Below are 13,769 nucleotides of genomic sequence, written 5' to 3'. Positions count from 1 at the left end.
CCGTGCCACAGATCCCCACGAACGCCGGAGCCACCACCACCTCCCCCCGGCCCGGCGGCACCCCCTCCACCACAGCCGTGTCCAACACACGAGCGGAGACATAGCGAACAGCGAGAGTCATCGTGAAGTCAGGGTCCCTTCCGCGCGGACGCCGATGGTCAGCAGCAGGTTGGCGTAGGTACGGATGTCGGCGGTGACGATCGCCAGCGCCAGGTCGGGCGAGCGGGCGGCGTCGTAGAACTCGAAGCGGCCGAGCATCTCGACCGGTACGGGCGCGAGCCGGGAGCGGTACTCCGCGATCGCGGGCGGCTCGGGTTCGCCCTCCGGCGGCACCATCACATGGGCCGACTCGACGGGCAGCGCACGCAACAGAACGTCGAGGACGCTGGTGACGTCAAGGAGCCCGGGGGCGAGGTTGAGGTGCACGGTCCTGGCGCGCTCGCCGGTGGCGGTGCTCGCCGGGTAGTGACCGTCGGCGAGCAGGACACGGGCGCCGTGACCGGCTCCGGCGAGAGCTTCGAGGATGCCGGGGTGCAGCAGTTCGGTCAGGAGCACGCGTCCGTCCCTTCGGTCCGGTGTGCGGGAAGGTGGTAGAAGGAGGCGGCCGTACCGGCGAGCACCGCCTCGGTCTCGCTTCCGGAGCAGTCGTGGAGAAGTTCCTCGACCGTCTCCGCCCAGCGGTTCCAGCCGCCGGCGAGGTCGCAGACCGGCCAGTCCGAGCCGAACATCAGCCGGTCGGGGCCGAAGGCCGACAGCAGTACGTCCCACGCCGGCCGGATGTCGTCGAGCGTCCACGTGTCGTGGTCGGCCTCGGTGACCAGACCCGAGACCTTGCACCGCACCTGCGGATGGCCGGCCAGTTCTCCCACCTGCCGTGCCCAGTTCTTCAGTTCGCCGGTGACGAGGTCCGGCTTTCCGGCGTGGTCCAGGACCAGCTCCAGTTGGGGGAACCGCTCGGCCAGGCGGATCGCCTGCGGGAACTGGTGGCTGCGGATCAGCACGTCGTAGCCGAGGCCGCGTTCCTGAACCGCGCGCAACCCCCGCTCCACGGAGGGCTGTTGCAGCCACGCAGGGTCCGGCTCGCCCTGCACGAGGTGGCGCAGGGCCCGCAGGTGACCGCCGCCGGGCCCGTCCCGCAGCTCGTCGAGTACATCTCCGACGGTCGGGGAAGTCAGGTCCGCCCAGCCGACGACGGCGGCGACGAGCGGGTCCTCGTCGGCCAGGGCGAGCAGTTCACGGGTCTCGGGCAACGATGTCACGCACTGGACGACCACCGTGCCCGTCAGCCGGCGGCCCGCGATCGGCCGGGTGGCTGCCGCGCGCAGGTCGGCGGGGCCGAACGAGCGGCGGATCGGCTCGTGTCCGGGCTCGTCGAGCCAGGGCTGGGGGCGGCGGTCGAGGTCCCACAGATGGTGGTGGGCGTCGACCAGGGGCAGCGGCTCAGACACGGGCGGACCAGACCGGGCCGTCGGGATAGGTGTACTCCTTGAGGGACGCCTGGTGCATCTGGGCGCTCAGGCCCGGGAGTTCGGGTGCCAGGTAGTTGCCGTGGGCGATGCGGACGGGATCGACGAAGTGCTCGTGGAGATGGTCGACGTACTCGATCACCCGGTCCTCGGTGGTGCCGGTAACCGCGATGTAGTCGAACATCGACAGGTGCTGGACCATCTCGCACAGGCCGACGCCGCCGGCGTGCGGGCAGACGGGGACGCCGAACTTGGCGGCGAGCAGCAGGATGGCGATGTTCTCGTTGACTCCGCCGACGCGGGCGGAGTCGATCTGCACGATGTCCACCGCGCCGGCCTGCAGGAGCTGTTTGAAGACGACCCGGTTGGCGATGTGCTCGCCGGTCGCGACCTTGATGGGCGCGAGGGCCTTGCGGACCTCCGCGTGGCCGAGGATGTCGTCCGGGGAAGTGGGCTCCTCGATCCAGTACGGGTCGTAGGGTGCCAACGCGCGCATCCAGTCGATGGCGGGCTGGACGTCCCATCTCTGGTTGGCGTCCACGGCGATACGGATGTCGGGGCCGACGGTCTCCCGGGCGGTGCGCATCCGGCGTATGTCGTCCTCCAGATCGGCGCCGACCTTCAGCTTGATCTGGGTGAAGCCGTCGGCGACGGCCTCGCGGGCGAGGCGGGACAGCTTCTCGTCGGAGTAGCCGAGCCAGCCGGGTGTGGTGGTGTAGGCGGGGTAGCCGTGTTCCAGCAGGTGGGCGATGCGCTCCTCGCGGCCGGGTTCGGCGCGGCGCAGGATTTCCAGGGCGTCCTCGGGGGTAAGGGCGTCGGACAACCAGCGGAAGTCGACCTGGGCGACCAGTTCCTCGGGCGTCATCTCGGCGAGGAACCGCCACACGGGCTTGCCGACCCGCTTGGCGGCCAGGTCCCAGGCGGCGTTGACGACGGCTCCGGTCGCCATGTGGATGGCGCCCTTCTCCGGTCCCAGCCAGCGCAGTTGGGGGTCGTGGACGAGGGAGCGGGCGAAGGCGCCGAGGTCGGCGCAGACCTCCTCCACCGACAGGCCCACGACGTGCGGGGCGAGGGTGGCGATGGCGGCGGCCTGCGCGTCGTTGCCGCGGCCGGTGGTGAACGCCAGGGCGTGGCCCTCGAGTCCGTCGCCGGCGTCGGTGCGCAGGACGACGTAGGCGGCGGAGTAGTCGGGCTCGGGGTTCATCGCATCGGACCCGTCCAGGTGCTCGGACGTCGGGAAGCGCACGTCGAGCACGTCCAGGGCGGTGATGCGGGCGGATGCGGGCACGGCAGGCGTCATGGCGGGAACTCCTGTGAGGGTCGGTCGGGCGCTCGGCGCTCTGCGACGGGATGTACGGGACTGCGATCGGCGCTGTGGCTCCGTCGCGGTCGGTTCAGTCCTGGACCTTGCCGCCCGTGATACGGGAGATGCAGAGGGCGACCAGGATGATCAGGCCGTTGAGGGCCCCGATCCACTGGGCGGGGACGCCCGCCAGGGTGAGCACGTTCTGGATCATGAAGAGGAGCAGGATGCCGGTGAAGGCGCCGAACATGGTGCCCTTGCCGCCGTTGAGACTGATCCCGCCGATGACGGCCGCGGCGAAGACGGTGAAGATGTAGCCGTTGCCCTGCGCGGAGGCGACCGAGGCCAGCCGTCCGGACAGCAGCAGTCCGGCGAGGGCGGCGAGCAGGCTGCCAGTGATGATGACGATCGCGAGCACCCGGTCGGTGCGGATGCCGGCCGCCTTCGCCGCGTCGACGTTGCCGCCGATGGCATACAGGGAGCGGCCGAAGCTGGTCCAGCCGAGGACGACGATCGCGACGGCGAACAGCATCAGGCAGACCCAGATGGAGGCGGGCATGCCGAACCATTCGGCGGTGCCGAGGTAGAGCATCGACTCGGGCAGCTGGAAGAAGGTCTGGCCGCCGGAGATGCCGGTGAGGATGCCGCGCAGCACGATCAGCATGCCGAGGGTGACGATGAAGCCGTTGAGGCCGAACCGGATGATCAGCAGCGCGTTGACCAGACCTATCAGTACGCCCACGGCGAGCGTCACGGGGATCGCCCAGGCACCGGGGAGCAGGCCGAGGCCGTGTCCGGCGCCGGTGGGCACCACCAGCCAGGCCGCCACGCCGGGCGCGAGGCCCATGGTGGACTCCAGGGACAGGTCCATCTTCTTGACGATCAGGATCATCGTCTGGGCGAGGACCAGCAGGGCGATCTCGGACATGGTCTGCAGGACGTTGATCAGGTTGTCCGTCTGCAGGAAGATCGGATTGACGATCTGGCCGACGATCGCGATGACGACGATGGCGGGGACCAGGGCGAGGTCGCGCAGCCGGGCGAGGGGGATGCGTCCGCCGAGCAGTGTGCGCCGCCCGGGCTGTTCTCCCGTCTCGGGCGCGGGGGTCTCCGCGAGGGCGGTTTCAGGCATCGAGGTCCACTCCTTCCATCGCGGCGACGAGGTCGTGGTCGTGCCAGCCGCGGGCGATCTCTGTCGTCATCCGGCCCTGGAACATCACCAGAACCCGGTCGCACATGCGCAGGTCGTCGAGTTCGTCGGAGGCGATGAGCACTCCGGTGCCGGCGTCCGCGGTCTCCTCGACCTTGCCGAGGAGGAACTCCTTGGACCGCACGTCCACGCCTGCCGTCGGGTTGATCAGGACCAGCAGCCGGGGGTCGTCGGCGAGGGCGCGTGCCATGACCACCTTCTGCTGGTTGCCACCGGACAGTGCGGAGACCGGGAGTTCCGGCCCGGGGGTCTTGATCGCCAGCTTCTCGATCATGTCCCCGGCGAGCCGGTCCCGGCGGGCCCGGCTCAGCAGACCGCGCTGCGCGATACGGCCGGGCACCGACAGGGTGGCGTTGTCCGCGATCGACATGTCGGGGACGAAGCCCTGGTGGTGCCGGTCCTGCGGGACGAACCCGGCACCGGCGGCGAGCGCGGCCGGGACGCTGCCCGGCCGGGGCCGGTTCCCGGCGATCTCCAGCTCGCCGGACCCGGCGGCCCGAAGCCCTACAACGGTCTCGGCGACCTCCGTACGGCCGCTGCCCGCGGCGCCGGCGAGCCCCACGATCTCACCGGCGGCCACGGTGAAGCTGATGTCCTCGAACACACCCTCGCTGCGCAGGGCACGCACGTCCAGGGCGGTCCGAGCGGCGGTGTCGGGACCGCCCGCCCGCTCCGGACGGTCGGACCCGGCGGCCTCACCGGTCATGGCGGCGACCAGTTCGGTCCGCGGCAGCTCGGCGACCGGGGCGGTCACGATGTGCCGGGCGTCGCGGAACACCGTCACCATGTCGCAGATCTCGTAGATCTCCTGGAGGTGGTGGCTGATGAACAGGAAGGTGACGCCCTGCCGTTGCAGGTCGCGGATCCGGTCGAAGAGCCGGTTGATGGCGGCGGCGTCGAGCTGGGCCGTCGGCTCGTCGAGGATGATGAATCGGGCCCCGAAGGACAGCGCCCGGGCGATCTCGACGAACTGCCGCTGTTCCACGCTCAGATCGCCGGCCATGGTCTGCGGGGAGACGTTCACCGACCAGGTCGACAGCAGTTCCTGGGCCCGGCTGCGCATGCCCTGCCAGCTGATCAGGCGGTTGCGTCCGCGCTGGTGGCGGTTGAGGAAGAGGTTCTCGGCCACGGTCAGCGTGGGAATGATCGTCGACTTCTGGTAGACGCAGGCCACGCGCTGCCGCCAGGCGTCCCGGTCGGCGAGCCGGGGGGCCGGCTCGCCCCCGAAGGTGACCGTGCCCTCGTCCGGGGCCTGCAGACCGGTCAGGACGGACACCAGGGTCGACTTTCCGGCTCCGTTGCGGCCGACCAGGGCGTGCGTCTCTCCCGGCCGGACGGTGATCCGGGCGTCGCGCAGGGCCACCGTCGGACCGAATCGTTTGACAATGCCCGTCGCCTCGACGACGGGCGGGGCTGCGGGAGCCCGCCCGTCGTCAGCCGTGGCGGGCGCGGGGGTGACTGCTCGCTCCCCGTCGCTCATCTCAACCGCCTTGAAATCGTGAGCTGTTGGCTTTCCGACGGACCATCAGTCGAGGTTGTTGCCCCACAGCGACTTGTCGTCGCTCTTCACGCTGGGCACGCCGCCATAAGTACCGCCGTCGGCGGTGACGAGCGGGGCGGAGAGCTGGTCCTCCAGCAGACCGTCACGGACCTGGATGATGGTGCTGTCGTGGTCGGTCTTGCCCGGCTTGAAGGTCTTCCCGTCGATCGCGGCCTTCAGGTAGTACAGGGCGTACTTGGCGTAGAGGTCGGCCGGCTGGGAGACGGTGGCGTCGATCTTGCCCTCGGCTATGGACTTGAGCTCCTCGGGGATGCCGTCGTTGGAGACGACGTACACGTGCTTCTTGTCCGAGGGGTCCACCAGCAGGCCCTTCTGCTTGAGGACCTGGAGCGTTCCCGACAGGGCGAAGCTGGACTGCATGTAAATGCCCTTGATGTCCGGGTTGGCGGTCAGGTCCGTCTGGAGCTTCTGCGCGGCGACCGCGCCGTCCCAGTTGGTGGCCTCACCGAACACCTTGATGTCCGGGTAGTTCTTCTTCATGCAGTCGTTGAACGCCTCGGTGCGGTCACGGCCGTTGATGGAGTCCAGACCGCCCTGGAGCATCACGACCTTGCCCTTGCCGCCGAGCTTGGTGCCCAGGTACTGACACGCCTTCTCGCCGTAGGCACGGTTGTCGGCCCGCACCACCATGAACACCTTGCCGCTGTCGGGGCGGGTGTCGACGGTGACGACGGGGATCTTCTTCGCCTCCAGCTGCGACAGGGTCGGCGCGATGGCGGCGGTGTCTTGCGGGGCCATCGCGATCCCCTTGACCCCCTGACTGATGAACGTCTGCGCGTTCGACGTCAGCTTCGCCACGTCGTTCTGCGAGTTGGTGGTCTTCAGCGAGAGGCCGAGCTCCTTGGCGTACTCCGGCGTGTACTTGATGTACGAGTTCCAGAAGTCGGTGTCGGAGCGCGGGTAGTCGACACCCACCAGCGGCGTGTCGCTCTTCGCCGACGCGGAGTCGGAGCTGGTGCTGCAGGCACTGAGCAGGGCCAGAGCCGAGCAGGCCGATACCGCGGAGAAGAGAGCAGTTCTGAGTCTCGTCATTGTTCCTCGCACTGATCCGGTGGGCGATGAGCGACCCCGATAGATGGGATGTCTTTATAGACAGAGCTCGGCCACGGTGTCCAGACCCCGAACCGAGAAACCTCAAAGCAGCAGGTAACGAACGAGGCTGGATAGCTCATCACCCCCCATGAAACTCAACATCGATCCCATCAATGCCTGCGATAAGTCAGCCAGGCCCGAGTGACGGAGACGCATCTCGGCCCCCGACCGACGACCGCCCCTTCTCCCGCCCCACGCCCGGAAGCATCGCCGCGGGCATCCCGGCGGCTGGCCGGGGTGTCAGGTGAAGCGCGAGATATACATGTGATGTCTGTGAGTCGATATGACACTATTTATGCTGATTCAGTCGCCAACACTCCAGTTAACCAAGCCGATTCATCCCTGCACAAGGGTTGACCGGCCCGATACACGGATGAGATTCATAGGTCACATCAGCCCCTCCGTCCTCCGAAGCACCGGGAGTGAAAGTGTCCGGAAGTCTGTCGCGCCGCCGACTCATGGGTGTCGCGGGTGCCGCCATGGCCGCCTCCGCGCTGCCCGTCGTACCCGGTCTCGATTCGCTGAGCCGAGCCGCCGCGGCCACCCCGCAGGACAAGCTGAGCAAGCTGGTCGACCTGCGTTTCGGCATGTTCAACCACTTCAACCTCGGCACCTTCACCGACGAGGAGTGGGCCGCCGCTCACCAGGATCCCGCACTGTTCGCCCCGACCGCCGTCGACTGCGCCCAGTGGGCCGCCGCCGCAGCCGCCGCGAAGATGAGCTACGGCGTCCTGACCACCAAGCACCACGACGGCTTCGCCCTGTGGCCCACCGCCTACGACACCCAGAACGTCGCCCACAGCGGCTACCCGCACGACATCGTCGACCAGTACGTCACGGCGTTCCGCGCCAAGGGCCTCAAGGTCGGCCTGTACTTCTCCATCTGGGACCGCACCCACACCGTCGAGGCCTACGACACCCGCCACGGTGTCGCCAGCAAGGAAGCCGTCCAGCCCGCCGACCTCACCTACATCCTCGGCCAGATCACCGAACTCCTCACCAACTACGGCACCATCGACATATTCGTCACCGACGGCTACGCCTGGCAGATGGGCCAACAGGCCGTCTCCTACCAGCGCATCCGCGAGCACGTGCTGTCCCTGCAACCCGACATCGTCATGATCGACCACGGGGCGCTGTCGGTGCCCTTCCTCGGCGACGCGATCTACTTCGAGGAGCCGCTCGGAGTCACCTCGCCCGCCGGGAACACCTACGCGTCACTTCAGGGGCAGACCATCAGTGACGGCTGGTTCTGGCACCCCAGCACACCCACGACCGACCCGATGAGCAAGGCATCGATCCTCTCCCACCTCGCCGACCTCGAACCCAAGTACACCTCCTTCATCCTCAACTGCCCGCCCAACCGCAACGGTGTCCTCGACACCAACATCGTCAACCGCCTCACCGAGGTCGGCGCCGCCTGGAACCCCAACATGGCCAGAGCCGCCCTGCCCACCCAGCCCCTGCGCGTCGAACACCCCGTCACCCCCGTCAACGCCTACGCCACCGGCTTCCACACCGGCGAAGGCCCCCTCAACGCCATCGACGGACTCAGCGACAAGAGCTTCGAAACCTGCTGGTCCACCTGGAGCCTGGCCCTGCCCCAGACCATCACCATCGACCTCGGCGGCGTCTGGAGCGGTATTTCATCACTGGAGTACCTGCCCAAGCAGTGGAACCGCAACAACTCCACCGACGGCGACATCACCTCCTGCACCATCTCCACCAGCACCGACGGCACCACCTTCACCCAGGTCGCCACCGGCACCTGGAACGGCGACCGCACCCTCAAGCTCGCCGAATGGACCGCCCGCGACGCCGGCTTCGTCCGCATCAAGGCCACCGCCGCCACCGGCGACTACGCCAACATCGGCAACCTCCGCATCGGCGGCCGCACCACCACCCCCGCACTGCGCTCCGGCGTCCTGCCCGGGGACAGCACCGTCTACCGACTCGTCGCCCGCCACAGCGGCAAGGCCGCCGACGTCTCAGGCGCCGGCACCGCCAACGGCACCGCCGTCCTGCAATGGCCCTGGAAGAACACCGCCAACCAGAAGTGGACCTTCACCAGCACCGGCGACGGCTACTACAAAATCCGCAGTGCCGCCAGCGGCAAGATCCTCGAGATCGGCGGCCTCTCCCGCGCAGAAGCCGCCACCGCCGGCATCTGGAGCGACGCCGACGCACCCCAGCAGCACTGGGCCATCACCCCCACCGGCGACGGCTACTACCTCCTCACCAACCGCTTCAGCGGACTCGCCCTCGACGTCACCGACGGCTCCACCGCCGACGGAGCCAACCTCGACCAGCACACCTACACGGGCGCCACACGCCAGCACTGGCAGATCACCACGATCTGAGCGGAGCGACACGTCGCCCGTCGCCGGAGACCTCCGCCGAGCCGCGCACGCGACAGAATGAGCCGCCAAGGAAGTGACAGGCCGGCAGGCAGGTGCGGGCGGGACGGGTGCGGCATCCGTACGTGAACCGATCGCGCCCGTGCAGCAAGTTCCGGCCACCGGTCACGGCACCGCCCGGTCCCTGGGCGTCCACCATGTCCAGCTCAGGTCGCGAGGAACCCCCATGCCCGACTCCCCAGCCCCGACGCCGTCTCCCGGCACCAGCCGCAGCACCTCGGCCACCATCCCGCCGAACATCCTGCGCTACCTCTCCCCCGTCGCCGCCAAGTACGGCGTGGATCTGCGGCCCTTGCTGGCGGACGTGGGGCTGGGCGAGGCCGTGATGGGCTCCGCGGCGCTTCGGGTCTCCTACCGGCAGGGCAGTACCGTCATCCGCCGCGCGGTGGAACTCACCGGTGAACCTCATCTGGGTCTGCGGGTGGGGGCCGCGCAGCATCTGACCGCCTGGGGACTGCTCGGCCTGGCACTCCTGTCGGCGGACACCCTGAAGGACGCCATCGAGACGGGTGTGCGGTTCCAGAACCTCTCCGGTGCCATGGTTGTCTGGACGGCCGGGCCGGAGGACGCGGGCTACGCGCTGCGGGCCGGTTTGCCCGACCCCGCTCTCGACCCGACGGTCGCGGTCTTCCTCGCCGAGGAGGCCTTCGCCAGCGTCGTCACGCTCACCCGGCTGAGCGCGGGGGGCGAATTCGCCCCGGCAAGCGTCGAGTTCGCCTTCCCCGCCCCGCGCGACACCCGCCCCTTCACCGGATTGTTCCGCTGCCCGGTGCGGTTCGCCGCCGTGGAGAACCGTCTGGTGTTCCCCGCGTCGTGGTTCCGCCGCGCGATGCCGGGTCGTGACCCCGTCACCTACGCGTCGGCGATGGAACTGCTGGCGCAGCAGACGACGGCCCGCCACGATCAGCAGGAGCTCCTGGAGGTACTGGAGATCTCGATCGCGCACAGCCTCCCCGACGTGCCGTCCTTCGTCGAGCAGGCCCGTCGGCACGCCTCCAGCGAACGCACGTTGCGCCGCCGCCTGGCCGAGTGCGGCACGACGTACCAGGCCGTCGTCGACGGCGTGCGGCACGAGCGGGTCGAGCAGTTGCTGCGACGGCCGGAGCTGACGCTGCGGGACATCGCCCGGCAGGCGGGTTTCTCCGACGCGCGCGCCCTGCGCCGTGCGGTGCACCGCTGGCACGGGACGGCTCCGGCGCGGCTCCGCGAGGAGACCGGCGCACAGTGAAGGGCGCGTCGGTCCGTGAACCGGGCGCCCTCCGCCGGTCACCGGGTATGGATCCAGACCGTCTTCTCCCTGGTCCACTGCGCGAAGGCGTCGGTGGACTTCTCCGCGCCGCCGAACCCGGACTGCTTCCAGCCTCCGAAGGGGGTCGTGATGTCGCCCTCGCTGTAAGAGTTGACGGAGACCACTCCCGCCTCGACGCCCCGGGCCAGTCGCAGCGCGCCGTCGAGGTCACGGGTCCACACCGAGGCGGCGAGTCCGTATTCGGAGGCGTTCGCCATCCGTACCGCCTCCTCCTCGGCCGTGAACGTCTGGACGGTGACGACCGGTCCGAAGAGTTCCTTGGTGAGCGCGTCGACGCCCTCCGGCGCACCGCTGATCACGGTGGGCGGGTAGTAGGCGCCGTACGCCGGCAGACCGTGCGGCAGGCCGCCGGTGTGGATCAGGGCCCCGGCGGAGCGGGCCCCGTCCACCGCGGCGGCGACCCGGTCGAGGGCGGCTCGGCCGATGAGCGGCCCCACCTGGGTGCGCGGGTCGGCGGGATCACCGATGACCAGGCCCTTCGCGGCGGTGGTGAACCGGTGCAGCACCTCCTCGGCGATGCCGTGGTGGACGAGGATCCGGGAGCCGGCCGTGCAGTTCTGCCCCATCGTCAGGAACGCGGCCTCGATCATGTTGTCGATGAGGTCGTCGCCGTAGTCGAGAGCGTCGGCCATGAGGATCTGCGGGCTCTTGCCGCCCATCTCCAGCGAGACCCGCTTGAAGTTGGTCTCCGCCGCGTCCACCAGGATCCGGCGGCCTGTCGCCGTGGACCCCGTGAACGACAGCGCACGCACCAGCGGGTCGCGGGCCAGCGCGGTGCCGGTGACGGCTCCGTGGCCGGTCAGCACGGTCAGCACGCCGTCCGGCAGGCCCGCCTCCGTGGCCAGCTCGGCCAGGTGCAGGGTGGAGCGCGGCGTCGCCTCGGCGGGTTTGAGCAGCAGGCAGTTCCCCACGGTCAGGGCGGGCCCCACCTTCCAGGCGGCCATGGCCAGCGGGTAGTTCCACGGCAGTATCGCCGCGGCCACCCCGACCGGCTCCCGGCTCATGACCCCCAGGCTCCCGCGACCGGTGGGGGCGACCCGGCCGAAGACCTTGTCGGCGGCCTCCGCGAACCAGCGGATCGACTCGACGGCCCCGGGCACGTCGCCGGTACGGCACTCCGTGATCGGCTTGCCCGCGTCCTCGCTGTCCAGCCGGGCCAGCAGCTCGGCGTCTCGTTCCATGAGGCCGGCCAGGCGCAGCAGCACCGCGGCACGCTCTCTGGGGTCCAGCCCGGACCAGACGCCGCTCGTGAACACGCGATGCGCCCGTTCCGACGCCGCCGCCACCTCTGCCGCGCCGACGGCCGGAACGGTGGTGATCAGTTCGCCGGTCGTCGGGTTGACGACACGGAGCGTGCTCGTGGTCATGCTTCCTCCACCAGTTCCCAACGGCCGTCGGTCCGGCGGGCCAGTCCCCTGCGGCGCAGGTCCTCCAGATAGCGGGCCATGCCGCGCTCGCCGCGCCTTCGGAACAGCGGGAAGAGCCGGGGCAGGAGGTTCGGCACCAGCATCGCGAACCGCACGAGGCGGGACTCGCCCGGCTTGGGGTAGGCCTCCAGACGCGGCTTGTCCAGCAGGCTCACGACCGCTCTGACGACGTCCGCGGGCTGTTGCGGCCGGTCCTGGAACTGCATCGAGTTGCCGCCGTCCACGGCCTCCTGCCGCAGCATCCTCGTGTCGGTCGCCGAGGGCAGTACGGAACCCGCCTTGATGCCCTTGCCCCGCAGGTCGAGGCCGATGGCGAGCATCGCGCCGCGCAGCCCGAACTTCGACGCGGTGTAGATGGGGGTCTCGCCCAGCGGGAAGATCCCGCCCAGGGAGACCGTGGTGACGACCCGCGGGTCGTCCGACGCCCTGAGCAGAGGGAGGGCGAGCCTGGTGGTGACCAGTGGTGAGACCAGATTGAGGTCGATCTCCCGCTCGATGCTCTCGACACTGCGTACGTCGAAGCGTTCGGCGCTGGTCATGCCCACGTTGTTGACCAGGACGTCGATCCGGCCATGGGTGGTGGCGACACCGTCCACCATCCGTTCGACAGCGGCGCGGTCCAGCAGGTCGCAGCCCAGTCCGGTGTGTCCGACGCCGGGCAGGCTGCCGGCGGTCCGCCCGGCCCGCGCCTCGTCGATGTCGACCACGACGAGGCGGGCTCCACCGGAGGCGAAACGGTGGCACAGGGCACTGCCGATACCACCGGCGCCACCGGTCACCAGGATGACCCTGTCACGGAAGTCGTACGTCATGACGCGACCGCCTCCTGTCGCACGGCCGTCGCCCGAGGCGGCCGGCCCTCGGTGCGCCAGCCCATCCCTGCCGCGACCTTGCCGAGGTACTTCACGAACGCGTCGCTGTGCACGTATCCGGTGTGGCGCGGGGAGTCGACGAACTTCAGTCCGCCGGACAGGTCTGGCCGGTCGCTGCGGACCATACGGGCGAACCGCTCGGCCGTGGGCAGTCCGTGCCGCGAGTCCCGGACGAAGGAGGCGATCAACTGTGCCTGTGCGTCGAAGAGTTGGTAGGCACCGGAGTTCGTCTCGACGAATCCGACCCCGAAGAGCCCCTCGTGGTCGCGGGAGAACGACGACAGGTAGAGGTCCGGGTGCTGCTCGTCGCCGAAGTACCGCTGTGCGACGGGGACCTTGTGGACGTAGCCCGTGGCCAGCAGGACCAGGTCGAAGTCGTCGCTCGTGCCGTCGGTGAAGTGCACCGTCCGGCCCTCGGTGCGGGCGATGCCCGGCCTGGCCTCGATGTCCCCGTGCTGGAGGTGGTGGATCAGCATGGAGTTGAGGGCCGGGTGGGTCTCGAACAGTCTGTGGTCGGGCTTCTGCAGTCCGAGCCTGCGCGGGTCGCCGTTGAGGAGCCGCAGCAGCGCGCCGAACAGCCGCTGCTCCAGCCACATCGGCAGGTGCGGGCCGCCCGCCGCGATGGTGTCCACCGGCCGGCCGAACAGGTGCTTGGGAATGAACCAGTAGCCCCGGCGCATACTGATCACCGCGTGGTCGGCGGCGCGTGCCGCGTCGCAGGCGATGTCCAGCCCCGAGTTGCCCGCGCCGACCACCAGCACTCGCCTGCTCCGCAGTTCCTCGCTGCTGCGATAGGTGACGGTGTGGCGGATCTCGCCGGTGAAGTCGCCCGGCAGGTCGGGGATGTTGGGGTGCCACTGCGCACCCGCGCACACGACGACCTGCCCGTGCACGCTCCGCCGCCCGTCGGCCCGGGTGACCGTCCAGGTGCCGTCGGCGTTCTTCGTCACGTCGCGGACCTCGGTACCGAACTCGATCCGGTCCCTCAGCCCGTACGACTCGGCGAACGACGTCAGGTAGGACAGGACCTGCCGATGCGGCGGGTAGTCCGCGAAGTGGTCCGGCATGGGGTATCCGCCGAAGCCGGAGAGCGTCCTGCTGGAGATGAAGTG

Annotated in this window: 11 protein-coding genes and 1 pseudogene; 2 read left to right on the top strand and 10 right to left on the bottom strand. The window is 69.5% G+C overall.

Annotated features, from left to right (window positions below; translation table 11 throughout):
• From ACLZN2_RS49725 to ACLZN2_RS49695, 7 genes and pseudogenes are all read right to left on the bottom strand, one after another.
• Positions 1-121 (bottom strand): annotated as a pseudogene (locus ACLZN2_RS49725) (Zn-dependent alcohol dehydrogenase); the annotation flags it as partial.
• A complete protein-coding gene (locus ACLZN2_RS49720; protein ID WP_416986753.1) occupies positions 118-555 on the bottom strand; it encodes an RbsD/FucU domain-containing protein in 438 nt (145 codons plus the stop codon). The pseudogene ACLZN2_RS49725 and the gene ACLZN2_RS49720, both read right to left, overlap by 4 nt.
• Complete coding sequence (locus tag ACLZN2_RS49715; protein ID WP_416986751.1) at positions 546-1,448, bottom strand: amidohydrolase family protein; 903 nt, start codon at positions 1,446-1,448, stop codon at positions 546-548. Before ACLZN2_RS49715 ends, ACLZN2_RS49720 begins: the two co-directional genes overlap by 10 nt.
• Positions 1,441-2,766: an L-fuconate dehydratase gene (locus ACLZN2_RS49710; RefSeq protein ID WP_416986749.1), complete on the bottom strand. Its 1,326-nt coding sequence runs from the start codon at positions 2,764-2,766 to the stop codon at positions 1,441-1,443. Before ACLZN2_RS49710 ends, ACLZN2_RS49715 begins: the two co-directional genes overlap by 8 nt.
• Positions 2,767-2,860: 94 nt before the next feature.
• Complete coding sequence (locus ACLZN2_RS49705; protein ID WP_416986747.1) at positions 2,861-3,901, bottom strand: ABC transporter permease; 1,041 nt, start codon at positions 3,899-3,901, stop codon at positions 2,861-2,863.
• Complete coding sequence (locus tag ACLZN2_RS49700) at positions 3,894-5,459, bottom strand: sugar ABC transporter ATP-binding protein (protein ID WP_416986746.1); 1,566 nt, start codon at positions 5,457-5,459, stop codon at positions 3,894-3,896. Before ACLZN2_RS49700 ends, ACLZN2_RS49705 begins: the two co-directional genes overlap by 8 nt.
• A 45-nt stretch (positions 5,460-5,504) precedes the next feature.
• Complete coding sequence (locus ACLZN2_RS49695) at positions 5,505-6,572, bottom strand: sugar ABC transporter substrate-binding protein (RefSeq protein WP_403830664.1); 1,068 nt, start codon at positions 6,570-6,572, stop codon at positions 5,505-5,507.
• A 539-nt stretch (positions 6,573-7,111) separates the two neighbouring features.
• Here ACLZN2_RS49695 and ACLZN2_RS49690 point away from each other — a divergent pair.
• Both ACLZN2_RS49690 and ACLZN2_RS49685 read left to right on the top strand, forming a co-directional pair.
• On the top strand, positions 7,112-8,992 hold the full coding sequence (locus ACLZN2_RS49690; protein WP_416986754.1) for an RICIN domain-containing protein: 1,881 nt from the start codon (positions 7,112-7,114) through the stop codon (positions 8,990-8,992).
• Positions 8,993-9,215: 223 nt separating this feature from the next.
• A complete protein-coding gene (locus ACLZN2_RS49685) occupies positions 9,216-10,277 on the top strand; it encodes an AraC family transcriptional regulator ligand-binding domain-containing protein (protein WP_416986744.1) in 1,062 nt (353 codons plus the stop codon).
• A gap of 38 nt (positions 10,278-10,315) precedes the next feature.
• Here ACLZN2_RS49685 and ACLZN2_RS49680 read toward each other — a convergent pair whose 3' ends face one another.
• The 3 genes from ACLZN2_RS49680 to ACLZN2_RS49670 form a co-directional block, all read right to left on the bottom strand.
• A complete protein-coding gene (locus tag ACLZN2_RS49680; RefSeq protein ID WP_416986742.1) occupies positions 10,316-11,725 on the bottom strand; it encodes an aldehyde dehydrogenase family protein in 1,410 nt (469 codons plus the stop codon).
• A complete protein-coding gene (locus ACLZN2_RS49675; protein ID WP_416986741.1) occupies positions 11,722-12,597 on the bottom strand; it encodes an SDR family NAD(P)-dependent oxidoreductase in 876 nt (291 codons plus the stop codon). Before ACLZN2_RS49675 ends, ACLZN2_RS49680 begins: the two co-directional genes overlap by 4 nt.
• A partial coding sequence (locus tag ACLZN2_RS49670; RefSeq protein WP_416986740.1) for a flavin-containing monooxygenase occupies positions 12,594-13,769 on the bottom strand: 1,176 nt, incomplete at its 5' end. The genes ACLZN2_RS49670 and ACLZN2_RS49675, both read right to left, overlap by 4 nt.

The organism is Streptomyces sp. T028 (assembly GCF_048159505.1).
In the GTDB taxonomy this organism is placed as follows: domain Bacteria; phylum Actinomycetota; class Actinomycetes; order Streptomycetales; family Streptomycetaceae; genus Streptomyces.
The sequence above is the reverse complement of the archived record's forward strand: the minus strand, read 5'-3'. Positions and strand labels throughout refer to the sequence as shown.

What these genes read in the sequence shown, in the direction of transcription:
- ACLZN2_RS49710 (WP_416986749.1), bottom strand. Translation starts at nt 2,766, where the DNA reads ATGACGCCTGCCGTGCCCGCATCCGCCCGCATCACCGCCCTGGACGTG.
- ACLZN2_RS49705 (WP_416986747.1), bottom strand. Translation starts at nt 3,901, where the DNA reads ATGCCTGAAACCGCCCTCGCGGAGACCCCCGCGCCCGAGACGGGAGAA.
- ACLZN2_RS49700 (WP_416986746.1), bottom strand. Translation starts at nt 5,459, where the DNA reads ATGAGCGACGGGGAGCGAGCAGTCACCCCCGCGCCCGCCACGGCTGAC.
- ACLZN2_RS49695 (WP_403830664.1), bottom strand. Translation starts at nt 6,572, where the DNA reads ATGACGAGACTCAGAACTGCTCTCTTCTCCGCGGTATCGGCCTGCTCG.
- ACLZN2_RS49690 (WP_416986754.1), top strand. Translation starts at nt 7,112, where the DNA reads ATGGCCGCCTCCGCGCTGCCCGTCGTACCCGGTCTCGATTCGCTGAGC.
- ACLZN2_RS49685 (WP_416986744.1), top strand. Translation starts at nt 9,216, where the DNA reads ATGCCCGACTCCCCAGCCCCGACGCCGTCTCCCGGCACCAGCCGCAGC.
- ACLZN2_RS49680 (WP_416986742.1), bottom strand. Translation starts at nt 11,725, where the DNA reads ATGACCACGAGCACGCTCCGTGTCGTCAACCCGACGACCGGCGAACTG.
- ACLZN2_RS49675 (WP_416986741.1), bottom strand. Translation starts at nt 12,597, where the DNA reads ATGACGTACGACTTCCGTGACAGGGTCATCCTGGTGACCGGTGGCGCC.